Below are 20,710 nucleotides of genomic sequence, written 5' to 3' on the forward strand. Positions count from 1 at the left end.
CGGCTCAAGGCAAAAGCCCCACGTAGCCTTGAAGCCTTGGAGGCAGAGCTCAAACCAGCCCTCGACACCATCAGCGCAAAGGATGCTCAAGGCTGGATCAGGCATGCCGGCTATGCTCTACACTGAGACCAAAAGCGCTTTAGGGTCGCGACGGCCCCGTCGGGTTGCCGGACATAGGCCGTGGTGTCGCCGAAAGTCCAGACATCGAGAGCGCTGCCTCTGCGGCGCACCAGCGTCATCGCTCCGAGAGGCCAGGCGACGAAATCGTCATGCCGCTCTGCGGGCGCGACGGCTCGATAAGCCGTGCGAGCCTCCTCCATGACGTGCCGCAGGAGGGTGGCGCCGTCCTCCGCCTGAGGAGCAAGATTCGAGAGCCGCTCGTCGGCGAACCTGGCGAGCCAGGTGGCGTCGCTCTTCTCGTGCATGACGGGCGTCGTGCCGGGGAAGATCGACGTGTCGATGACCCAGGCCCAGTCGCCCGAGACGCCGCAGATGTCCTCGTTGGGCTTGTCCGGGCGCCCCGGCCAGCTGATCCGATCCAAAACCGTGAACATTGTCGCGTCGCCCCTCGCCAAACCGGCCCGATCACCCCATAACGCAAAGCTTGCAGGAAGGTCCAGCCGATGCTCCTCGACTACATCTCCGCCGCTCTCGTGACCCTGCTCGTCACCCTCGATCCGGTGGCGCTGGCGCCGATCTTCGTATCGCTGACCCGGGGGATGACCGCCGGGGAGCGCCGCAGGGTCTCCATGCGGGCATGCCTGATCGCCTTCGGCATCCTGGCCTTCTTCGGCCTCGGCGGCGAGGTCCTGCTGCGCCTTCTCGGCGTCGGCATTCCGGCCTTCCGCATCTCCGGTGGCCTGCTGCTGTTCTGGATCGCCTTCGAGATGGTGTTCGAGCGCCGCAATGAGCGCAAGCAGCACACGGCCGACATCGCCATCACCGAGGATCACATCCGCAACGTCGCGGCCTTTCCGCTGGCCATCCCACTGATGGCCGGCCCCGGCGCCATCACGGCCGTGATCCTGCTGGCCGGACGGGCGGACGGCAACATCGTCTACCTGACCTCGCTGCTCATCCTGATCGCCCTCGGAATCCTGAGCTGCTTCGTGGTGTTCTCCGCCGCCGAGCGCGTGGCCCGCTGGCTCGGCGTGACCGGCAACGTGGTGCTGACTCGCCTGCTCGGCGTGATCCTGGCGGGCCTCGCGGTGCAGTTCATCATCGACGGGGTGCTGGCGCTGCTTCGGGCACCGCCGGCCTAAGGGACCGTCGAGCCTCCGGGCTTGTCCTTGCTCATGATGAACATGCCTTCCTCCGGCACATTCTCCTCGAGAACCGACCATCCCAGGCCTTCATAAAAGTGTCGCCTGTGGGCCCGCGAGAGCAGGTAGACCCGCCCTGCCCCGGCCGTGAATGCGAATGTGCAGGCCCTGTCGACCAGGGCGGCTCCCGTTCCCTTTCGGTGATGCTCAGGCTCGATCCAGAGCGCCGCGATCCATGGCGTGTACCGGGGTCGCGAGGCCTCATCGCAGGCAATGACGGAAACAGTGCCGATGAAGCACTCGCCGTCATGGGCGACGAAGGCGGACGGTATCGGACATTCCCCGAAACTCTCCTGCACGAGTCCGGTGAGAAGGCTCAGAGGGTGCCCATCCTTCTTCCAGAAGGCGCGCCAGACCCGATCCGCGACATCGTCCGCAAAGTCGGGCCGGTCGCGCAGGTCGCTGACGATCACCCTGCTCAGCGCAAGGTCTCCAGGAGGCGCGCCATGAGCTTCTGGCGCGGTGCTATGGACGAGATCAGGCCGTATTCCTGGAGCGTGTGCGCCCCATCGCCGTCGATGCCGAGCCCGTCGAGGGTCGGGATGCCCAGCGCCGCCGTGAAATTGCCGTCCGAGCCGCCGCCGACGCGCGGCGCGGAGACGAGATCGAAGCCGATTTCGGCGGCAAGCGACTTGGCCCGGTCGAACAGCCTGGAGGTCGCCTCCGTCCGCTCGTAGGGCGGCCGGTTCATGCCGCCGGTGACGGTGAGCCTGAAGTCGGGATTGTGGGATGTCAGCCCGAGGATCGCGGCCGTCACGGCCTCGCCGTCGGCCACGGTCTCGACCCGCAGGTCCACCGGGAAGCGGCAATGCTGCGGAATGGTGTTCACCGCCGTGCCGCCCGAGACCATGCCGACCGTGGTGGTGATCCCGCGCGAATAATCCGTCATGGCCTCGATGGCGAGAATCTGCCGCGCGGCCTCGTAGACGGCGTTGCGCCCGTCCTTGTGGCGCGAGCCCGCATGAGCAGGGCGGCCCTCCACATGGACGTCGAAGCGCCCTACCCCCTTGCGCGCGGTGACGATCTGGCCGCCGTCGCGGGCCGGCTCCGTCACGAGCGCATAAGCCGAACGGCGCCCGAAATCCTCGATCATCGGCTCCGTGATCGGCGAGCCTATCTCCTCGTCGGGCGTCACCAGGAACACGATGGGCCGCGCCGCCGTACCCGTGCGCGCCACATCCTTGAACGCCTCCAGGGCGAACCAGGCGCCGCCCTTCATGTCGTAGACCCCGGGTCCGTAGAGCCGGTCGCCCTCGATCCGCAAGGGCAGATCGTTCTCGATGGTGCCGACGGGGTGCACCGTGTCGAGATGCGACATGACGAGAATGCCCGGCTCCGACGTCTGCGGCCCGGCTCGCAGCACGAGAACATCGCCCAGGCCCTGCTCGCCCGAGATCCGCTCCACCGCCACCGGAGCGTCCTGCATCTGCGAGACCACGAGATCCATCATCAGATTGACCCCAGCCCGATCGTGGGTCGGGCTTTCGGTGCGGATCCAGGTGAGGAGCGTGTCGAGGGATGGGGAGGAGCGGCTCATGATGTCTTCGTTCCGAATGACCATGCCCGCTGGCTAACCACTCCTCGCCCGAAACATCAAGCCTGAGATGAGAGCGTCCTGGGCTCGGGCGACACAAAGCTACGGCCATATGACGCAGCGGCTCCGTATGGATATCCTGTAACAGGAAAATAAGCTAGATGCATCAAAGTTACAGACACATTTGGATTCGAAAAGAATGGCATACAAGATTGGTTCTCCCGGCAGGAATTTTCTCGAAGGCACCGGTGTCTCCGACAGCCTCTACGGCGACAGCAGCGGCACCCTCACGTCGCGCGCGAGCGGGGGCGACTCGATTCACGGCTACAACGGGGCGGATTACCTTTACGGCGACGCGAGGAACCTGAGGTTCACAGCGCGCGGCGGATCGGACACGATCTGGGCGGGCTTCGACGGGGATACCGTCTATGGCGATTCCTACACGATGAGCTCCTCGTCCGCCGGCGGCTCGGACAAAATCTGGGGCGAGTACGGCTACGACAGGCTGTATGGAGACACGCGCACCATGTCGGGATCCGCAAGAGGCGGGTCCGACTGGATCTATGGCGGCTATGACGACGACAATCTGTTCGGCGACGCCTATACCATGTCGTCGGGAACGACCGGTGGCGCCGACAGGCTTTATGGCGACAACGACAGCGATTCCCTCTACGGCGACGCGTACACCATGGCCGGTTCGTCCCTTGGCGGCGGCGATCTCCTGTATGGCGGCAACGACGACGACCGACTTCACGGGGATGCTTTCACGTTGAAGAGCGGAGCGAGAGGCGGATCCGACACGCTCAGCGGCGACGGAGGACGGGATACGCTCTATGGGGATGCACGCTCCTTTGTCCACTCCGCGGTCGGTGGGCATGACACGCTCAAAGGCGGCAGTTCCGAAGATAGCCTCTATGGCGATGGCTACGAGATGCGCAACGGTGCGGTCGGCGGCGGCGACCGGCTCTACGGCGGCTCGAGCAACGACCGGCTCTACGGCGATGCCCATACGCTCTACGACGGCGCAATCGGCGGGGCCGATTACCTGGCGGGAGAAAGCGGCAACAACATTCTTTATGGCGACGCCTATACCATGTTCGCCTCTTCCGCCGGCGGAAACGACAGTCTCTATGGCAGCTCGGGAAGCGACACGCTCTATGGCGATGCCGTGTCTTTGAACGATCAGAGCCGCGGCGGGCACGATTTCCTGAACGGAAGTTCCGGCAACGACGTGCTGTACGGCGATGCCCAGGCCACGAGCGCCTTCGCGGGCTACGGCAACGACACTCTGCTCGGCGGCAGCGGGAACGACCGTTTGATCGGCGACTCCGCCTATGGCGGCACCGGTGCGGATTACCTGAACGGCGGCAGCGGTAACGATACCATGGACGGCGGCGGCGGGCGCGATCTCTTCGGGTTCGATCCGTCCTCGGGCAAGGACACGATCCAGTACTTCCGCCCGGGCGAGGATCAGATCGATCTTCGCGCCTGGCGCTTTGCCTCCTTCGACAGCCTCAGCATCGCCGATCGGACAGGCTATTCCGTCGTCTATCTCTCCGGGACGAGCCACTACATCAAGCTCGAAAACGTGCTGAAGGCCCAACTCTCGGCCGCCGACTTCATCCTGTGACGGCAGATGGCCCGGATTCTTCCGGGCCTTTCTCTCAGAGCATCCTGCGCCCTGTCGTCGCATTCATGCGGGTAACCGATTTTCCGGTAGCCGGCGTCGAAGGAAACCGGCGAAGCGCTCAGTGCTGCGCCACGTTCAGCGGGATCGACAGCAAGACATTGCCCGCCTCGTCGACGACCTCGAGCTGCCAGCCGCTCCAGTCGACTTCGTCGGCTTCGCCTTCCTGCCTCAGTTCCTGAATGGCTTTGAGTGCCTGATAATGGGCGGCTTCCAGATCCGAGACCTCAATTCCTGCCTCGTCGACGATCCGTTCGTGCGTGTGCACAAGGTGAAAGTAACAGTGCACGACAGGATACCTTGGAAATCTTCACTCAACCACCGGGCTTCCGCGAGACCCGGAATCTACTGTTAGATGATCAGCTTCCAGGATCTGACGCAAGGTAAGTTTTCGGCTTCCCATCGGTCGGAACACCAAGCTGGAGAATATCATCCTGAACAATCCGACCGCGCGGCAGCGGCCAAGCTTCGTGAAGACTGCATTCTCAAGCTGCCTCGCTTTTCTCGAGAATGGCGTCCAGGCATTGCTCCGGAAAGGCCGCCCAGGATAGCGGCCTTTCCTGTTGGATGATCGACGACTAGAACGGGATATCGTCATCGAGGTCGTTGTAGCGGGAACCGCCGCCGCCTCCGTCATTGCCACTGCCGCTACCGCCGAAGGACGGGGCCGGACGGCGCTCCTGAGAGGACGATCGTCCGAAATCTCCGCCTCGGGCGATCTGTCCCGGCTCCTCGTCGCCGTACTCCGCCGCGCCGCCGCCCTGGCGGCTGTCCAGGATCGTCAGCTCGCCGCGGAAGCGCTGCAGCACCACCTCGGTGGAATACTTCTCCTGGCCGGATTGATCGGTCCATTTGCGCGTCTGCAGCTGGCCCTCCACGTACACCTTCGAGCCCTTCTTCAGGTACTGCTCCGCCACCCGGGCCAGGTTCTCGTTGAAGATCACCACCGAGTGCCACTCGGTCTTCTCCTTGCGCTCGCCCGTGCCCTTGTCCTTCCAGGTCTCCGACGTGGCAAGGCGCAGGTTCACCACCGGCTCCCCGTTCGACAGACGCCGAACCTCCGGGTCCCGCCCCAGATTCCCAACCAATATCACCTTGTTCACACTGCCTGCCATCAGGGCGCTCCTGTTCATCTCGGGCTGTTCTGGGGCCGAAGCCGACGGGGAACAAGCCGGCCGAGAGGTTCTGCACAGGTCTGTCCCCAGATTAGATTTCCCGACATTTTCCGCAGGTCGGAAACGAAATGGAACGGTTCTCCCGTGCTTGGCCAAGCCAGGGCTTCTAACTCTAAACAGAAAAAAGGCTGTACACAGCGCCTGCAGCCTCTGGTGGGATCATCGTGCGCCGATCAGATCTCGAAGAAGTCGCCGGCATCGACGAATTTCAGCACCTTCTTGTCCAGCTTGGCGACCACCACGGCCTTCGCCTTGCCCGTGCCGTCCACATCGTAGAGAACCTCGCCCGACGTCTTCACGATGATCCGGTCGTTCTTGTCGTGCGCCGCCTTGCCCTTCCAGAAGGCCTTCTTGTCGATCTTCACGGGCGCGTCGAGCGAGCCCACCTTCTTGGCAAGGCCCTTGAAGATTGTATCGTCCAGGTAGATCTTGTCGGCCCGGCCGTTGAAGTCGGCGATCCGGTCGATATGCTTGGCCCTGCCGACCACCGGGGCGGTGTCGAACACGAAGGCGTCGGAGCCGTCTCCGCCCGCCAAGGTATCGCGGCCGCCCTGGCCGAGGAGCACGTCGTTGCCGAGACCGCCCGCGACGACATCATTGCCCTCGTGACCAAAGAGTCGATCATTGCCGGCCTCGCCCTTCAACGCATCGTTGAAGCGCGAGCCGTAATAGCGGTCGTCCGCAGCCGTCCCGGTGACCGTCACACCGGACTGGCGCAAGTCGACGATCTGGCTCTGGACGCCGGAGCCGAAGTCGTCCCAGTCGCTGACCAAACTGTCCCAAGCCACGGCCAGACGGCCATCGGCCAATGTCGTGATGCTCAATCCGTCCTCGTTATTCGCATAGGAGCGACCAAGAATGGCATCGGCGGTGACGCGAACACCGCTTCCGTTGAAGGCGGATACGTGAACATCGAGGGAATTCCGGCCCTCAGCGCGATCCAGGTAACCAATGGCGAACCCGCCATTGGCCAGAGCCGTAACGGAAGCGGCCTGCGAACCGGCCAAGCCGGGAGCACTCAACAGCAGCTCGCCGCCGCTTTTGGTGCCATTCGCATTCAGGATCTGGCCTTTGATCTGATGAAGATCGGGATCGGATTGGGAAGCAGGTCCGCTTGTCCACACGACGATGACGCGGCCATCCGCGAGCTTGGTTGCGGTTGGATCAACGTTGTCGCCACCCGTTGTCGAGATGTCAAACGTCGCCGCGCTGCCGTCGTTGTTTCGGATCGTGCCGACGATCTTTCCAGAAGCGCGGTCAATGACCATGTACCGATCCTGCAACCCGACGATTTCCGTATCGTCGCCCTTTGCGTTAATCGTAGCCTCGGCACCGCTTACCTGGAGGTTGGCATCGAAACTCTGAATGTAGATGCCGTCGATATCCCCACTGGAGACGGCAAAGCCGCCATTCGTCAGAGCTGTGAGCCCAAAGTTCTCCGACGAGGATGAGATCGCCTTGAAGTCGTTTCCGATGGCCGATCCGTTCGCGTTGTAGGCACGGGCCCACACATAGCCTCCGCCCTTCCACGCCACGACGAAGCGGCCATCGTTCAGCACAACCACATCAGGTGAAGACTGATGCCAAGGTGTGGTGGTATTGATCAGGAATTCTCCGCCCTTCCTGCTGCCGTCCGCATGGAAAAGCTGACCTCGAACAGCCCTTCCGTTCGTGTCCGCACCGGTTCTGCTTTGATCGGTCTAGGCCGCCACGAAGGAGCCATCGTTCAAGGCACGGATCTCGGGTTCGTATTGGCTTGATTTGATTGTGGAGTTGACGGGGAAAACAGCTCCCCATGCGATAGGTGTCGTCATTGTAGTGCCCTTTGCTCGGGCCCCGATTATTCTCGTTTTGTTATCTCGTTGCGATTCACCTAGACGAGCTCGGCCGTTCGGCAAGGAGCGCGAAGTGTGCAACTTCGCAACAATGTGCCAAATCGCACATCGTTAGGCGTCGATTCCCAAGCATTCCGGGATCAAGGACGAAAGCTGCCGCTCGATCCGCGTACTTTCCTCGTTCTGAGCAAGGAAGGTGGGTCTATTGCTCAAGCTGGATCTGCCGCAGCGGCATCCGATAGCTGCCCATTCCTATACAGCGAAAAACCGGCGGCGGCCGCAAACGTTGGTTGATTGATATGTAATGCTATACAATCGGGCCGGGATATTCTGGAGGAACCAAAGCTTCGGACTTCGTCTTCGTGATCTGAGTCCGGCTCTCCGTCGCTCAAAGGCCCGCTACGGCGGGCCTTTTCTTTTTCCGGGAATGCACCCACGGCTCCGCTTGCTCTGCGTACCCCCTTTGTTCTAGGATCAAACACCTGGAATCATCCGCCGCATTGCACCGGAGGATGAGGCATCACATATGCGGGGACCGGCCGGCGAGGCTGGTTTTCCTCAAAAGGCTTGCGGGCAATGGCTAAACTCGACGACCTGTTCAACCGCGCGAAGGCGGGAGACCCGGATGCACGCGTCATCTCCGTCCGGGGCGCGCGGGAGCACAACCTCAAGAACGTCGACCTCATGGTCCCGCGGGACAAGTTCGTGGTGTTCACCGGGCTGTCAGGCTCGGGCAAGTCGTCGCTGGCCTTCGACACGATCTATGCCGAGGGGCAGCGCCGCTACGTCGAGTCGCTCTCGGCCTATGCCCGCCAGTTCCTGGAGATGATGCAGAAGCCCGACGTGGACCAGATCGACGGCCTCTCGCCGGCCATCTCCATCGAGCAGAAGACCACCTCCAAGAACCCGCGCTCGACGGTGGGCACCGTCACCGAGATCTACGACTACATGCGCCTGCTCTGGGCGCGCGTCGGTATCCCCTACTCGCCCGCCACGGGCCTGCCCATCGAGAGCCAGACCGTCTCCCAGATGGTCGACCGGGTGCTGGATCTGCCGGAGAAGACCCGCCTCTACCTGCTGGCCCCCGTGGTGCGCGGCCGCAAGGGCGAGTACCGCAAGGAAATCGCCGAGTTCCAGAAGAAGGGCTTCCAGCGCCTGAAGATCGACGGCGAATACTACGCCATCGACGAGGCCCCTGCCCTCGACAAGAAGTTCAAGCACGACATCGACGTGGTGGTGGACCGCATCGTGGTCCGCGCCGACATTGCCGCGCGCCTGTCGGAATCCTTCGAGACCGCGCTGGAGCTCACCGACGGCATCGCCGTCGTCGAGTATGCCGACGAGAAGGACGCGAAGGGTCAGCCGAAGCGCATCGTCTTCTCCTCCAAGTTCGCCTGCCCGGTCTCCGGCTTCACGATCCCGGAGATCGAACCGCGCCTGTTCTCGTTCAACAATCCCTTCGGCGCCTGCCCGACCTGCGGCGGCATCGGGCACGAGATGCGCATCGACGAGGCGCTGGTGGTCGACGAGGCGCTTTCCTTGAAGCGTGGTGCCATCATGCCCTGGGCGAAGTCGACATCGCCCTATTATGGCCAGACGCTCGAGGCGATCACCAAGCACTACAAGGCTTCCATGACAAAGCCCTGGACCGAACTGTCCGAAGAGGTGCGCGACGCCATTCTCTACGGCTCCGGCGGCGTGTCCATCCGGATGGCCTATGACGATGGAATGCGCGCCTACGAGGTGAAGAAGCCCTTCGAGGGCGTGATCCCCAACCTCGAGCGCCGCTACAAGGAAACCGAGAGCGACTGGGCGCGCGAGGAAATCGGCCGCTTCATGAGCGAGACGCCCTGCGAGGCCTGCGGCGGCAAGCGCCTGAAGCCGGAAGCGCTCGCGGTGAAGATCGCGGGCTCCGATATCGGCGACGCCACGGCCCTCTCCGTGAAGGATGCGCATCTCTGGTTCGGCGACCTGTCCAAGAAGCTGACCAAGAAGCAGAACGAGATCGCCGGCCGCATTCTCAAGGAGATCCGCGAGCGCCTCACCTTCCTGGTCGATGTGGGCCTGGAATACCTGACGCTGGCCCGCGCGTCGGGCACGCTGTCGGGCGGCGAGAGCCAGCGCATCCGCCTCGCATCCCAGATCGGGTCCGGCCTCACCGGCGTCCTCTACGTGCTCGACGAGCCGTCCATCGGCCTGCACCAGCGCGACAACGAGCGCCTTCTCGTCACCCTCAAGCGCCTGCGTGATCTCGGCAACACCGTGATCGTGGTGGAGCACGACGAGGATGCGATCCTTCACGCCGACTACGTGTTCGATATCGGCCCCGGCGCCGGCATCCATGGCGGCGAGATCGTGGCCGAGGGCACCCCTGACGAGATCATGGCGAACCGCAAGTCGCTGACCGGCAAGTATCTCACCGGCGAGATGTCCGTGAAGGTCCCGGGCAAGCGGCGCAAGCCCGACCCGAAGCGCAAGATCAAGCTCGTGGGCGCGAACGGCAACAACCTGAAGGACGTGACGGCGGAGATCCCGCTCGGCACCTTCACCTGCATCACCGGCGTGTCCGGCGGCGGCAAGTCCACGCTCGTCATCGACACGCTCTACAAGGCCGTGGCGCGCAAGCTCAACGGCGCGCTGGAGCATCCGGCACCGTTCGACCGTATCGAGGGCCTGGAGCATCTCGACAAGGTCATCGACATCGACCAGTCGCCCATCGGCCGCACGCCGCGCTCGAACCCGGCGACCTATGTCGGAGCCTTCACGCCGATCCGCGAGTGGTTCGCCGGCCTGCCCGAGGCGAAGGCACGCGGCTACCAGGCCGGGCGCTTCTCCTTCAACGTGAAGGGCGGACGCTGCGAGGCCTGCTCCGGCGACGGCGTGATCAAGATCGAGATGCACTTCCTGCCCGACGTCTACGTCACCTGCGACGTGTGCAAGGGCAAGCGCTACGACCGCGAGACGCTGGAGGTGAAGTATCGCGAGAAATCCATCGCCGACGTGCTCGACATGACGGTGGAGGAGGCTCGTGACCTGTTCAAGGCGGTGCCGTCGATCCGCGAGAAGATGCAGACGCTCGCCCGTGTCGGCCTCGATTATGTGCATGTGGGCCAGCAGGCCACCACGCTTTCGGGCGGCGAAGCGCAGCGCGTCAAGCTCTCGAAGGAACTGTCCAAGCGCGCCACCGGGCGCACGCTCTACATTCTCGACGAGCCGACCACGGGCCTGCATTTCCACGACGTGGCGAAGCTGCTCGAGGTGCTGCACGAGCTCGTCGACCAGGGCAATACGGTCGTCGTCATCGAGCACAACCTCGAGGTCATCAAAACGGCCGATTGGGTCATCGACATGGGCCCCGAAGGCGGCAACGGCGGCGGTCAGATCGTGGCCCAGGGCACCCCGGAGGACATCGCCGAGTCCAAGGCGAGCCACACCGGCCGCTTCCTCAAGGAAGTGCTGGAGCGCAGGCCCCTGAAGAGGGAGACACCTGTCAAGGAAACCGCCAGGAAGGCGACCGTGAAGAAAGACAAGAAGGTGACGCGGCAGGCGGCGGAGTAAGCCTGCCGCTCTTCACCGGGATGAGAGCTGTGCAAGAGCCTCCGCTGCGAGCCGCTTCGTGAGCTCGCCGGCGGGCAGTTCACGGCTCAGGCGCGCAGCCTGCCCCGACCAGAGGGACATGAAGTCTCCCGAACCGAGAGGCTCGGACTTCTGACGCAGCGGTGCGAGCGCGCCGCCGGCAAGCGGAAAATCGGGCGCCAATTCTGAGATTGTCCCGATCTCGCGCATGACCCGGTTGACGATGCCTCGGGCCGGGCGTCCGGTAAAGAGGTTCGTCAGCGCGGTGTTTTCAGCACCGGCGCCCTTCAACGCCTGCCTGTGAACCGGGGAGATCGTGGCTTCCGGAGTGAACAGGTAGGCGGTTCCGATCTGCACTGCCGATGCTCCCAGGGCGAAGGCCGCGACGATGCCGCGCGCATCGGCAATTCCGCCCGCAGCAATGACAGGCACCCTGACCGCATCGACCACCTGCGGCACCAGCGCCATCGTGCCGACCTGGGTCGAGATATCGTCCGTCAGAAAGATGCCGCGATGACCGCCGGCTTCGAAGCCCTGCGCGATGACGGCGTCACATCCCTCGCCTTCGAGCCATCGCGCCTCTTCGACCGTGGTCGCAGAGGACAGGACCTTGGCCCCGGTATCCTTCACGCGGCCCAGCAGATCGTGTCGGGGCAGCCCGAAATGGAAGCTCACGACCTCCGGCCTGAACTCCTCGACCAAGCTCAAAAACGCCTCGTCGAAGGGAGCGCGCGCGGACGGTGGCGTCGGCATGGCCGGATCGAGCCCGAGCTCCATGTAGTAATCCTTCAGGCGCAGCTTCCACGCCGCCTCACGCTCCGGATCGAACACGGGAGCCTGATGGCAAAAGAAATTGACGTTGATGGGCTTCGAGGTCTTCTGCCGGATCCTGGACAGTTCTTCCCTGGCCTTGTCGACGCTCAGCAGCGCACAGGGGAGCGAACCCAGACCTCCAGCCTCCGAGACCGCAACGACCATGTCGGACAGGTTGGCTCCTGCCATGGGAGCCTGAATTATCGGAAGCTCGATTCCCAGGAGATCGAGAATTCGCCGATCGTTCCACATGGCTGCTGCCTTTCCTGCCTTTGAAGAAACGAGTCCTGGAGCATAGTCCGGCGCGACCCGACGGTCCGTACTATTCGCTCAAGTATACTCGGCAGAATGAGGACGGACTTTTCGGATCACTTCATTCTCCACGAAACTCTCCGGGAGGAGAACCGTACGCGTTCGATCGGTGGATCCGCTAGAGCATCGGACCCAAAAGTGGACTTGGACTTTTGGGATCCATCCCGATGCTCATCCCTCTGAGCTGGCGCATCGTTCGGAGCGGACCCGGAGGGCCGCCCGTTGTGCTAGTCCGGCTTCAGCTCGTCCTCGAGCACCATTTGATAGACCGACGTGTCGATGGATGCCGGACCCGTATAGGGGTGGCTCAGGGCCAGGATGAAATAGAGTGCGAGGCCCGTATAGGCTCCGTAAACGGAGAGAATGGCGATGTGCACGAGGTTGGCCGGGAAGACGAGGAAGAACCCGACGATGATGGCGAACCCGGTCAGGGCCATCCACCAGAACAGGCTGGGCAGACCACGATGGGCCAGTGAGAGTCGCGCCGTACGGTGGTCCTGAAGCTCGTCCATGTTGACGATCATCCGGGTCCGCAGGGATTGCTGCGGCGGCGTCTCCGCCTTGAGGTTGAGGATGCCCATGTCGAGCACATTATAGGCATGCCTCGCCTCCCTGCTCCCCCTGAGGCTCGCGGATGCGTGCCACTCGTTCTGCAGCACGGCTGACACATAGGCGGCAAGGTGGCCGCGCAGAACGCCCTGCTCCGGGCCATTCCACTGATCCAGTTCCAGCGCAATGTGCTCGATCGTCGTGAGTTCCTTTGAAACCTCCTGCTGCAGATTCGTGTGGGTGGACTGCGCCTCCGCGAAGACAAGCGCCAGGATGAGGCTGTGGATCGTGCCGATTCGAACGGCGACCGTTTCAGCCACGTCGCGGGTCTTCGTCGGCAGATCGTCGCTCAGCAGCCGGCGCAGCAGAACGAAGGGAACAGCCGAGGCTGCGATCGCGAGCAGCATCGCGAGGATCGCCCCCAACCAGGCCGGAAGTTGCAGAATGGCCGTCATGCGTGCTCCTGAATCCTGCGTGCCTCCCGCTCGCCGGCAAAGGTTGCGGCGAAGCACAAGAGAGCACGCGATATCCGCACATGCCATGGCTTTTCCGGCGTATGACGGTCGGTCGCCGAGGACACCCGTCGCGCATCTCCGTCGGACGGTCCTGGCTCTCAACTTCTTCCGAGACACTTGCTCTTCTGAGACACTTGCGTGCCTTTGCCTTCGGCGCGATCATCCTGCCTTCCGCCGTGGAGAAGACGATGGGCGCCACCGATGCCGCCTTTGCGGGCTCGATTCCGGCAATCTACGAGCAATATATGGGGCCCATGTTCTTCGAGCCTTATGCCGAGGACATGGCGGAGCGCCTGCGGGATGTCCGTCAGGGCCGCATTCTGGAAACGGCGGCCGGAACGGGGATCGTGACCCGCGCCCTGGTCAGGTCGCTGCCGCCCCAGGTCGAGATCGTCGCGACCGACCTCAACCAGGCCATGCTCGATCTCGCATCCAGGCGGCTGCAGGCGCCCAACGTGAAATGGCAGCAGGCCGACGCGCAGAAGCTCCCTTTCGAGGATGCCTCTTTCGACGCGATCGTCTGCCAGCTGGGCGTCATGTTCTTTCCCGACAAGCTCGCAGCCTACCGCGAGGCCCTGCGTGTGCTCAGACCCGGCGGGCGCTTTGCCTTCAGCGTCTGAAATTCCCTCGATCGCAACGAGGTCAGCCGCATCGTCTCCGATACGGCGGAAAAATTATTCCCCGATGATCCGCCACGCTTCATCGAGCGCGTGCCCTTCGGCTACTCCGACCCGGACCGGATCCGCGGAGAGGTGCAGCAGGCGGGGTTCGAAAACGTCGACATCACGGTCGTCGAGAAGGTGACGCAAGCCCCTTCGCCCCGCGAGCCCGCGTTGGGGCTTTGCCAGGGCACGCCCCTGCGCGCCGAGATCGAGGCCAGGGCCCCGGAACGCCTGGAGGACGTCACCGCGCAAGTGACAGAGGCACTCACGGCCCGCTTCGGCGCGTCTGCCGTCGAAAATCGCATGAGCGCTCTCGTGGTGACGGCTTGGCGGTAGCGCTCGGCATGTCACCTTTCAAAACAAAAGCGCGAGCCATGGGGGCCGCGCTCTTGCTCCTCGCGAGACGATTTTCAGCGTGCGGACATCCGGCTCATCAGGCGGCAGAGCGCCTGCATGTCGGAATCGTATCCGTCGGGTGACGCTGAGACCATGGCGCAGCTTCATGCGCTCATCCTCGCTCATGGTGCGCAGCTCCGCCCTGAGACGCTCGGTCTGACCAGGGCGCCCCGGCCGGTTCGGGCTGACGCTGCCGGTCGAGGATGGGTTGCGCACGCTGCCTGTTCCCGTGGGGCCGGGATTGAAGAGGCCACCGGTGCTACCGGTCCCGCCGCCCAGATCAACGCCGTTGGAGCCGCCAACACCAGCGCCGACGCCGGCGGTTACGCCGCTCGATCCGCCGACATTCGCACCCACGCCCGCGGAGATTCCGCTGTCGCCACCGATCCTCACGCCGAGCCCGCCACCAAGACCATCGGAGCGACCACCACGGTTGCGGGCGAAGGTCGGGCGCCTCGTACGGGAAAGTGGACCGGGTTTTCCGCGAGGAACGATGCTCACTTCAAGACAGGAGCGTCGAATGGATCCCTGCAGTGCATTCCACTCTTGGGCCTGAGGCTCTAGTGGAGTGTGGTGTTCAGGGGCAGGGAATGGAGAAGCGTGCCCTCAGGGCAGACGATATCGAGCCGCCAGCCGGACCAATCCTCGATTTCCGCGCCGATTTCATGGCGCAGTTCGGTAATGGCAAGCAGAGCCTCGACCTTGGCGCCCTCCAGGTCCTGGACTTCAATCCCTGTATTATCAACGATCTCCTCGTGATCGTTCACAAGGTGGAAGAAGCAGCGCATTTCGGGACCGTCACCCCTGGATAAAAGGATGGTGTCTGCTAGCGGTTTTCGGCCGCGAAGTGAAGAGACCTTCGGTCCCGGATCGTTATTCGTCTTTGGTCGGCGCTTCCCCCACGGGATCGAAACTGTCCAGGGCAACCCAGCCGATATCGGGCCGTGGCGACGGAACGAGATATGCGCGCCCGCCTTCGAGCCGCTCGATCCGGCAGCTAATCGCTCGCTGGTCTCCCGGGGGACGATAAACCACCGTCGCGCCGACATGAATCCGGTCCGTATCGCCCGCGATCAAATGCCCAGGCTTCACTGACGGTTCCGGGTGGGTCTGGCTGCCATTGCCGGCCCTTACCCTGTCGAGCGCGGCGATCGCCAGTCTCGCCCGGTCCCGGTATCGCTCGCTGACGGATCTCAGGAGAGCACCGCGCGTGCGCCCGGGATACCAAGAGGTGCCTCCGGCCTTTGCCAGCTCCTCTGCGACGGCTTCAATCTCTTCGTCTGTCACGCCTGCCCCCAGACATCGTGTCCCACCCGTCGGAAATATGGCCTAATCTGCTTGAAGAGAGCTTAACGCACAGTAATGCACAAATTAAAAGGCAAGAATGGCGGTTCACTAGAACTTTAGTACTTAGCTTGAGCACACCGCCCATACGGTCACGGCTATTATGGTGTTAGGTCAGCACTGTTGAACTATGTTTGCCTAACGCTCCGATACGAAGGGTCGGAGCGTTCTCAGGAACGAGGTGCAATCGCATCATGCGGAGAAGGACCCGACTGTCCACCCGACGCGGATCTTCGGTGCGAACCGAAAACGAGGCTCCAGCCGGGGATGAGCATTTCTGATCGAAATGCGCCTGTTTCGGCACCAGGAATACGGCGGCTCAAGGCGAAACTCTATCCCACGCTCTATCCTACGCAGATCGGAATCGCCCTAGAGCGACGTGACATGAATGAGTTCATCGCCCTCATCCGTAACTGCCACAACCCAACTGCATGCATGCGTGCTTTCATGCAGCAAGCCCCCACGGAGCTCCGCCGCAGCCTTGTCGGCCGCTCCCCGGGCGATGGTGGGATCCGGCAGATCGACCCCTTCCTTGTCCCAGATAAATTGCTCCTTGGACCGAAGATGGAAGTAGTACCGGGGCATCTCGTTCCCCTCCGTTGCAGCGGTCACCTGACAATGGTGGAATTCGCACCCAGACCGCATTTTGCGGTGTGGACGCACAGGCTACAGAGAAACAACAAAGACAATCCGGCCCGACTCGTCCGTAATGACAGTCGTTCTGTCGGGAAAGTTCTGGATAAAGCGCAGCGCGTGATCCCAGGACGCGCAGGCGGCCTGAGACTCCGCTCCTCGCACCGTTCTCAGGTTCGGCAGATCGACACCTTCCCTGTCCAGGACAAAGCGATCCCCATGCTGAATGTGGAAATGATAGCGAGGCATGGCAGATCCTCACCCTTTTCTGCCCGCAGACTACGCGCCTTGAGCTTGAGCGCCTTAACACAGGTTACGAGAGTTAGGTTTTAGGGTTGTTTTCCGGGAACGAATACTTTCAATCCGTCATCTATACGGAAAATTCTCACTCACGAATTCATCACACCCTGATCGACCGTGATTACCACAACCCTCCGCTGCGCCTAGGGTGCGGCAATGGCCGCCGGGACATGGAAAGGTCCCACAGAGCTCAATGCCGAGTTCTTCAACGCGGGAAACAGGCCCAAGGATGAGAACGATTACGTGCTCTACGATAGGAAGACCGGCATCCTCTCACACGATCCCGACGGCTCGGGCTTACGCAAGCCCGTGGAATTCGCGCAGCTCAAGAAGGGCCTCGCCCTGACCTGTCACGATTTCTTCGTCGGCTGAGCGGTTCAGGCCGCCCGATCAGGCTGCGATGACGATGTTGCGGCCGCCCCGCTTGGCTTGATAGAGCGCAGCATCCGCGCGTCGGAGCAGCGTTCCGGCATCGACGCCTGCTCCCGTGATGCAGCCGACGCTGACGGTCACCGTGGCCGAACCGCCCAGAGTGTTTGCACCGGCCACTGAAAAGGCGTGCCGGATCCGGTCTGCCAGAAGAGCCGCCTCACGGGAATCCAGCGTCAGGATCGCCCCGAACTCCTCTCCTCCCAGCCGGCCGAACGTGTGCTGCGGCAGATGACCCGTCAGCACCTCACCGAAGATCGTGAGAATGCGGTCACCGGCATCGTGGCCGTAGCGGTCGTTGATGGCCTTGAAGTTGTCGAGGTCGAACAGCAGGCAGCTCACCGGCCGGTTGCCGAGCCGGGCGAGGAGCTTCGAAGCGTTCTGCAGGAAGGCGCGCCGGTTGGGAACTCCGGTCAGCGGGTCCACGAGAGCTGCCTGTCTGTACTCGAATTCGACGCACTCCTTGGCCATGGACAGAAACATGAAGGCCAGGGTCGGCCCGAACATGACGAGCAGGAGCGCCATCGACGGCGACCACCGGCTGGCGAAGCTATCGATCCAGGAGACGGACGTCAGGGCAACTCCGAGCATTCCACGGGACAGATTGAAGGTGGCAAGCCCCAGCAGAAGCACGACCGCGACACGAGAGGACGCCAGGGGCCGTGGCGCATGGCGTCCGAGCTCCCACGCCGAAAGTGCGGAGTAGGCGCAGGTAATCAGTGAAGCAACGATGAGCCTGTAGCCGTGCGAGGTGTAGATGAACGGAAACGCACCGACCCAGACCGCTACACCGGCAAGCGTCGCCGTCAGCGGCGCGGAACGACCGTTGAAGACCCGGCAGCCCGTATACAGGACACCATAGCACAGCAGGGCCAAAGCGTTCGCCACGAGGAGGATCGCGTAAGCCGGCTGGCCCTGCGCCAAATTGGCCGATCCAATTCCCACAGCGATGAGCCAAAAGGCGCTGCCCCACCAAGCAAGTGCCTTGACCTTGCGGTTCAGCACCCAGGAGAAAAGCAACAGGGTTCCGAGCACTGCCGAAAGCAGGACGAAGGCAACGGTAAGCGTGGCAGGATCAAGGACCATCGAAGCGGCTGCCATAGGGTTCGTCGGGACGGCAGCAGACGAATCCCTACGGCCCATCCCGCAGGGGAATGTATGCCTGCGCTATCCTCCATCTGTCCCGTGTTGTCCAGAACCCTGCGCTGCGGCGGATCGGGCAGACCGGGGAGAAAGCGCCGGGAACGAAGACATGGCCGGAGCATTTTTCCCTCACACGGCCTCTGAAAGGGAGAACTTCATGGGCATGTACCACCGCCATGGCGTCCAGAGCACGGCGGCCATCGCCGGCCACCCGCTTCATCACATGCTGATCGTTTTTCCCGTCGCATTCCTGATCGGGGCCTTGGGAACCGACGTCGCCTTCCTGGCGACCCAGGATGCATTCTGGGCCCAGGCCTCCTATTGGCTCCTGATCGCCGGCATCGTCACCGCCCTTGTCGCGGCCGTTCCCGGCCTGATCGACTTCGTGACCATCGACCGGGTACGCAACGTATGGGTCTCCTGGGCGCACATGGTGGCCAATCTCGTGGTGGTAGCCCTGGCCCTCATCAATGTCGGCGTCCGCCTCGATGATCCGGCAGCCGGCGTTCAGGGTTGGGGCATCTGGCTGTCAGGCATTCAGACCGTCCTCCTCCTGTTCAGCGGCTGGCTCGGCGGCGAACTTGCCTACCGCTACGGTATCGGGGCAATCCGGGACTACAGCCCCAAGGCCGAGCAGTTTCACGTGGAGGTTGACCGGTCAGACGTCGCCGAATCCTATGGACGCCGGAGAGGCTCTGGAAGCCTCTGAAGCAAGCCAGACGATCGCTTGCCATGAACGGACGGCGGCCGCTAAATTCACGTTTGCCATGACGCGCTGTGTTCTCGCCCTCGTTCTTTCCAGCCTTGCCCTGACCGGACAGGTCCGGGCGGCCTCGTCCTGCCCGCCTGGCTTTGCAATGCTTCAGGCGTCCGATACCTGTGTGCGGATCAGCGGACGGGTGAGAGCGGAGACGGCGCTCGGCACATCGCGTGTTCGCTCCTCCGACTCTTTCGAGACGCGGGCGACTGGCCGTGTGCAGCTCGATGTGAGGAAACAGACGGAATACGGCCCCTTCCGGGCCGTCGTCTCCGTCGGCAATCTGCGGCGCTGACGGTACAAAGAAAGAGCGCCCGGAGGCGCTCTTTCGATCCGGGTCAGTACCCGTCATCGTAATATTCTTCCCGGTAGTAGCTTCGCCTCGGGGCCTCGTAGGTCCTGTAGCGAGGCCTGTCGTAGGTCCGGTATGCGGGCCGTGCCGTCGTGGCGAGCGCTCCGCCGAGGATCGCTCCGGTCACCCCGGCGGCGATTGCGGCATTGTTGTTGTTTCGCCTCTGCACATAGTACCGCTGGGCCTTGTGGTTTTTGTAATGGCCATACGCATGGCCCTTGCCTTTGCCGGGACGGGCATCCGCTGCACCACCGAAGGATGTCGCCGCCAAGAGCGCGACGCTGATCGTCACCAGAAGCTTTCTCATTGTCATGATCCTGAGTTTGAAGCAGGTGGATCGGGAAAGAGACCGTTGCGCCGGCGCCTTTCCCGACCATTGCAGGTGCTGCGATTACTGGTTCGGGCTGCTGCCCTCAGAGGAGGAACCACCCTGCCGTGGCAGGCGCATGTTGGTGGAACTGCTGCCGGAATTCGACGTATTTCCGCCGATGTTGCTGTTCACATCGGTCCGGCTGCGGGTCGAGACGGTGCCGGTGGTCTCGGGTGCGCTCGAGCGCGTCCGGCTCGTCGACACATTCACGTCGTTCGAGCGGCGCTGTTCGACAGACACGCCCACGCTCGGCGAGGTGTCCCGGGTCCGGCGAACCGTCGTGCGGCTCCTCACCGAGACGCTCGGCTCGTTGACTTCTTCATAGCGGCGCACGGTCCGGCGACGAACCTCCACGGGCTCCTCGACCACCTGATAGCGGCGCTTCTTCGACACGACCTTGTTGGTCCGCTTGGTCTTTTTCACCGCGACTTTCTTGGTCGGCTTCTTCTTCACGACCGTACGGCGGATTTCGGTATCGGGCTCCTCATAGGTGGTCACGCTGCGCCGGCGGGTCACCGAGACACTCGGCTCTTCGACCTCGCGGACAGTCCGGGAGCGGACGGACACGCCCGAGCGCTCGCGGGTCTCGACGCCGACGCGGGTACCGGTTTCCTCACGGTTGCGGACGTTGATCTGTGCACCGGAGCTCTCGCTGCGCGTCGCGCCTGTGGTTTCGGTCTGGGTTCGGTTGCTGCCGCCTGACTGATTGCGCAGCAGCGTGTTGGAATCCGAGGACGATTGCGACGTCGTGTTGGTGTTCGTATTCGTCTGCGTGGATGTCTGGGCGTAGGCCGCGCTGCTCAGCAAGAGAAGGGCGGCACCGAGAGCAATTTTCTTCACGGGACCATCTCCATGATAGTAAAGGTGCGAGATGAACGCCAACCCCTGGAGAGTGTTCCCAATAACTTCAAGCAATTGAACTTAAACGGGGATTGAGATGCGAAGATGAACATCCGTTCAAAATCCGACGCCGCAACAACGCCTAGTACAGAAGCGTCGCGACAGG

General features: G+C 62.9%; 24 protein-coding genes. 8 read left to right on the forward strand and 16 right to left on the reverse strand.

Translation table 11 applies throughout. The features are described from left to right. Window positions 1-110: 110 nt before the first annotated feature. Entirely contained in the window at window positions 111-554 is a 444-nt protein-coding gene (locus KHP60_RS15160) for a hypothetical protein (RefSeq protein ID WP_213565165.1), read from the reverse strand. 69 nt (window positions 555-623) lie between these two features. Here KHP60_RS15160 and KHP60_RS15165 point away from each other — a divergent pair, with 69 nt between their 5' ends. Next, window positions 624-1,262, forward strand: a complete 639-nt coding sequence (locus tag KHP60_RS15165) for a MarC family protein (RefSeq protein WP_213565166.1) — start codon at window positions 624-626, stop codon at window positions 1,260-1,262. Here KHP60_RS15165 and KHP60_RS15170 read toward each other — a convergent pair. Both KHP60_RS15170 and KHP60_RS15175 read right to left on the reverse strand, forming a co-directional pair. Further along, window positions 1,259-1,735, reverse strand: coding sequence for a GNAT family N-acetyltransferase (locus tag KHP60_RS15170; RefSeq protein ID WP_213565167.1), 477 nt, complete (start codon window positions 1,733-1,735; stop codon window positions 1,259-1,261). The two genes, KHP60_RS15165 and KHP60_RS15170, sit on opposite strands and share 4 nt — an antisense overlap. Window positions 1,736-1,740: 5 nt before the next feature. Further along, window positions 1,741-2,859, reverse strand: coding sequence for a M20 family metallopeptidase (locus tag KHP60_RS15175; RefSeq protein ID WP_213565168.1), 1,119 nt, complete (start codon window positions 2,857-2,859; stop codon window positions 1,741-1,743). Between the two features lie 196 nt (window positions 2,860-3,055). Here KHP60_RS15175 and KHP60_RS15180 point away from each other — a divergent pair, with 196 nt between their 5' ends. Further along, window positions 3,056-4,486: a calcium-binding protein gene (locus KHP60_RS15180; RefSeq protein WP_213565169.1), complete on the forward strand. Its 1,431-nt coding sequence runs from the start codon at window positions 3,056-3,058 to the stop codon at window positions 4,484-4,486. Between the two features lie 118 nt (window positions 4,487-4,604). Here KHP60_RS15180 and KHP60_RS15185 read toward each other — a convergent pair whose 3' ends face one another. The 3 genes from KHP60_RS15185 to KHP60_RS15195 all read right to left on the reverse strand — a co-directional run bounded on the left by KHP60_RS15185 (window position 4,605) and on the right by KHP60_RS15195 (window position 7,277). After that, window positions 4,605-4,832 (reverse strand): DUF6894 family protein, encoded by a 228-nt coding sequence (locus KHP60_RS15185; RefSeq protein ID WP_213565170.1) that lies wholly within the window; start codon window positions 4,830-4,832, stop codon window positions 4,605-4,607. A gap of 289 nt (window positions 4,833-5,121) precedes the next feature. Next, window positions 5,122-5,658 carry a single-stranded DNA-binding protein gene (gene ssb, locus KHP60_RS15190; RefSeq protein WP_213565171.1) on the reverse strand — a complete coding sequence of 179 codons (537 nt, stop codon included), beginning with the start codon at window positions 5,656-5,658 and terminating at the stop codon, window positions 5,122-5,124. Window positions 5,659-5,891: 233 nt separating this feature from the next. Continuing rightward, window positions 5,892-7,277 (reverse strand): hypothetical protein, encoded by a 1,386-nt coding sequence (locus KHP60_RS15195; protein WP_213565172.1) that lies wholly within the window; start codon window positions 7,275-7,277, stop codon window positions 5,892-5,894. An 852-nt stretch (window positions 7,278-8,129) separates the two neighbouring features. Between KHP60_RS15195 and uvrA the strand changes: the two genes are divergently transcribed. Beyond that, the gene (gene uvrA / locus KHP60_RS15200; RefSeq protein ID WP_213565173.1) at window positions 8,130-11,111 is read left to right on the forward strand and encodes an excinuclease ABC subunit UvrA; all 2,982 of its coding nucleotides are present in this window, start codon (window positions 8,130-8,132) and stop codon (window positions 11,109-11,111) included. Between the two features lie 12 nt (window positions 11,112-11,123). On the opposite strand, the gene KHP60_RS15205 is transcribed toward uvrA, so the two are convergent. Both KHP60_RS15205 and KHP60_RS15210 read right to left on the reverse strand, forming a co-directional pair. After that, window positions 11,124-12,194, reverse strand: a complete 1,071-nt coding sequence (locus KHP60_RS15205; RefSeq protein WP_213565174.1) for a nitronate monooxygenase family protein — start codon at window positions 12,192-12,194, stop codon at window positions 11,124-11,126. Window positions 12,195-12,481: 287 nt separating this feature from the next. Continuing rightward, on the reverse strand, window positions 12,482-13,258 hold the full coding sequence (locus KHP60_RS15210; RefSeq protein ID WP_213565175.1) for a DUF4239 domain-containing protein: 777 nt from the start codon (window positions 13,256-13,258) through the stop codon (window positions 12,482-12,484). Between the two features lie 194 nt (window positions 13,259-13,452). Between KHP60_RS15210 and KHP60_RS25680 the strand changes: the two genes are divergently transcribed. Both KHP60_RS25680 and KHP60_RS25685 read left to right on the forward strand, forming a co-directional pair. Further along, window positions 13,453-13,938: a class I SAM-dependent methyltransferase gene (locus KHP60_RS25680; protein ID WP_311925037.1), complete on the forward strand. Its 486-nt coding sequence runs from the start codon at window positions 13,453-13,455 to the stop codon at window positions 13,936-13,938. A 90-nt stretch (window positions 13,939-14,028) separates the two neighbouring features. Further along, window positions 14,029-14,316 carry a hypothetical protein gene (locus KHP60_RS25685; RefSeq protein ID WP_311925038.1) on the forward strand — a complete coding sequence of 96 codons (288 nt, stop codon included), beginning with the start codon at window positions 14,029-14,031 and terminating at the stop codon, window positions 14,314-14,316. An 18-nt stretch (window positions 14,317-14,334) separates the two neighbouring features. Here the strand turns inward: KHP60_RS25685 and KHP60_RS15220 are convergent, their stop codons facing one another. The 5 genes from KHP60_RS15220 to KHP60_RS15240 form a co-directional block, all read right to left on the reverse strand. Then, window positions 14,335-14,877: a hypothetical protein gene (locus tag KHP60_RS15220; RefSeq protein ID WP_213565176.1), complete on the reverse strand. Its 543-nt coding sequence runs from the start codon at window positions 14,875-14,877 to the stop codon at window positions 14,335-14,337. Window positions 14,878-14,936: 59 nt separating this feature from the next. Beyond that, complete coding sequence (locus tag KHP60_RS25860; protein ID WP_409366288.1) at window positions 14,937-15,164, reverse strand: DUF6894 family protein; 228 nt, start codon at window positions 15,162-15,164, stop codon at window positions 14,937-14,939. A gap of 85 nt (window positions 15,165-15,249) precedes the next feature. Beyond that, window positions 15,250-15,663, reverse strand: a complete 414-nt coding sequence (locus KHP60_RS15230) for a hypothetical protein (protein WP_213565178.1) — start codon at window positions 15,661-15,663, stop codon at window positions 15,250-15,252. A gap of 426 nt (window positions 15,664-16,089) precedes the next feature. Then, window positions 16,090-16,305 carry a DUF6894 family protein gene (locus tag KHP60_RS15235; protein WP_213565179.1) on the reverse strand — a complete coding sequence of 72 codons (216 nt, stop codon included), beginning with the start codon at window positions 16,303-16,305 and terminating at the stop codon, window positions 16,090-16,092. Window positions 16,306-16,386: 81 nt separating this feature from the next. Further along, window positions 16,387-16,602, reverse strand: a complete 216-nt coding sequence (locus KHP60_RS15240) for a DUF6894 family protein (RefSeq protein WP_213565180.1) — start codon at window positions 16,600-16,602, stop codon at window positions 16,387-16,389. Window positions 16,603-16,809: 207 nt separating this feature from the next. On the opposite strand from KHP60_RS15240, the gene KHP60_RS15245 reads away from it, so the two are divergent. Further along, window positions 16,810-17,025 carry a hypothetical protein gene (locus tag KHP60_RS15245; protein WP_213565181.1) on the forward strand — a complete coding sequence of 72 codons (216 nt, stop codon included), beginning with the start codon at window positions 16,810-16,812 and terminating at the stop codon, window positions 17,023-17,025. Between the two features lie 18 nt (window positions 17,026-17,043). Here KHP60_RS15245 and KHP60_RS15250 read toward each other — a convergent pair whose 3' ends face one another. Continuing rightward, window positions 17,044-18,168 carry a GGDEF domain-containing protein gene (locus KHP60_RS15250; protein ID WP_213565182.1) on the reverse strand — a complete coding sequence of 375 codons (1,125 nt, stop codon included), beginning with the start codon at window positions 18,166-18,168 and terminating at the stop codon, window positions 17,044-17,046. Window positions 18,169-18,382: 214 nt separating this feature from the next. On the opposite strand from KHP60_RS15250, the gene KHP60_RS15255 reads away from it, so the two are divergent. Beyond that, the gene (locus tag KHP60_RS15255) at window positions 18,383-18,934 is read left to right on the forward strand and encodes a DUF2231 domain-containing protein (protein WP_213565183.1); all 552 of its coding nucleotides are present in this window, start codon (window positions 18,383-18,385) and stop codon (window positions 18,932-18,934) included. Window positions 18,935-18,992: 58 nt separating this feature from the next. Further along, on the forward strand, window positions 18,993-19,277 hold the full coding sequence (locus tag KHP60_RS15260) for a porin (protein ID WP_213565184.1): 285 nt from the start codon (window positions 18,993-18,995) through the stop codon (window positions 19,275-19,277). Between the two features lie 43 nt (window positions 19,278-19,320). On the opposite strand, the gene KHP60_RS15265 is transcribed toward KHP60_RS15260, so the two are convergent. Beyond that, complete coding sequence (locus KHP60_RS15265) at window positions 19,321-19,641, reverse strand: hypothetical protein (protein ID WP_213565185.1); 321 nt, start codon at window positions 19,639-19,641, stop codon at window positions 19,321-19,323. A gap of 84 nt (window positions 19,642-19,725) precedes the next feature. After that, on the reverse strand, window positions 19,726-20,544 hold the full coding sequence (locus tag KHP60_RS15270) for a hypothetical protein (RefSeq protein WP_213565186.1): 819 nt from the start codon (window positions 20,542-20,544) through the stop codon (window positions 19,726-19,728). Between the last annotated feature and the right edge of the window lie 166 nt (window positions 20,545-20,710).

Origin of the sequence: Microvirga sp. 3-52 (assembly GCF_018383585.1) — a bacterium.
Classification (GTDB): domain Bacteria; phylum Pseudomonadota; class Alphaproteobacteria; order Rhizobiales; family Beijerinckiaceae; genus Microvirga.

Excerpts from the sequence above, each read along its gene's own strand:
- KHP60_RS15160 (WP_213565165.1), bottom strand. The coding sequence starts at position 554 with ATGTTCACGGTTTTGGATCGGATCAGCTGGCCGGGGCGCCCGGACAAG.
- KHP60_RS15165 (WP_213565166.1), top strand. The coding sequence starts at position 624 with ATGCTCCTCGACTACATCTCCGCCGCTCTCGTGACCCTGCTCGTCACC.
- KHP60_RS15175 (WP_213565168.1), bottom strand. The coding sequence starts at position 2,859 with ATGAGCCGCTCCTCCCCATCCCTCGACACGCTCCTCACCTGGATCCGC.
- KHP60_RS15180 (WP_213565169.1), top strand. The coding sequence starts at position 3,056 with ATGGCATACAAGATTGGTTCTCCCGGCAGGAATTTTCTCGAAGGCACC.
- ssb (WP_213565171.1), bottom strand. The coding sequence starts at position 5,658 with ATGGCAGGCAGTGTGAACAAGGTGATATTGGTTGGGAATCTGGGGCGG.
- uvrA (WP_213565173.1), top strand. The coding sequence starts at position 8,130 with ATGGCTAAACTCGACGACCTGTTCAACCGCGCGAAGGCGGGAGACCCG.
- KHP60_RS15205 (WP_213565174.1), bottom strand. The coding sequence starts at position 12,194 with ATGTGGAACGATCGGCGAATTCTCGATCTCCTGGGAATCGAGCTTCCG.
- KHP60_RS15210 (WP_213565175.1), bottom strand. The coding sequence starts at position 13,258 with ATGACGGCCATTCTGCAACTTCCGGCCTGGTTGGGGGCGATCCTCGCG.
- KHP60_RS25860 (WP_409366288.1), bottom strand. The coding sequence starts at position 15,164 with ATGCGCTGCTTCTTCCACCTTGTGAACGATCACGAGGAGATCGTTGAT.
- KHP60_RS15235 (WP_213565179.1), bottom strand. The coding sequence starts at position 16,305 with ATGCCCCGGTACTACTTCCATCTTCGGTCCAAGGAGCAATTTATCTGG.
- KHP60_RS15240 (WP_213565180.1), bottom strand. The coding sequence starts at position 16,602 with ATGCCTCGCTATCATTTCCACATTCAGCATGGGGATCGCTTTGTCCTG.
- KHP60_RS15245 (WP_213565181.1), top strand. The coding sequence starts at position 16,810 with ATGGCCGCCGGGACATGGAAAGGTCCCACAGAGCTCAATGCCGAGTTC.
- KHP60_RS15250 (WP_213565182.1), bottom strand. The coding sequence starts at position 18,168 with ATGGTCCTTGATCCTGCCACGCTTACCGTTGCCTTCGTCCTGCTTTCG.
- KHP60_RS15255 (WP_213565183.1), top strand. The coding sequence starts at position 18,383 with ATGGGCATGTACCACCGCCATGGCGTCCAGAGCACGGCGGCCATCGCC.
- KHP60_RS15260 (WP_213565184.1), top strand. The coding sequence starts at position 18,993 with ATGACGCGCTGTGTTCTCGCCCTCGTTCTTTCCAGCCTTGCCCTGACC.
- KHP60_RS15265 (WP_213565185.1), bottom strand. The coding sequence starts at position 19,641 with ATGAGAAAGCTTCTGGTGACGATCAGCGTCGCGCTCTTGGCGGCGACA.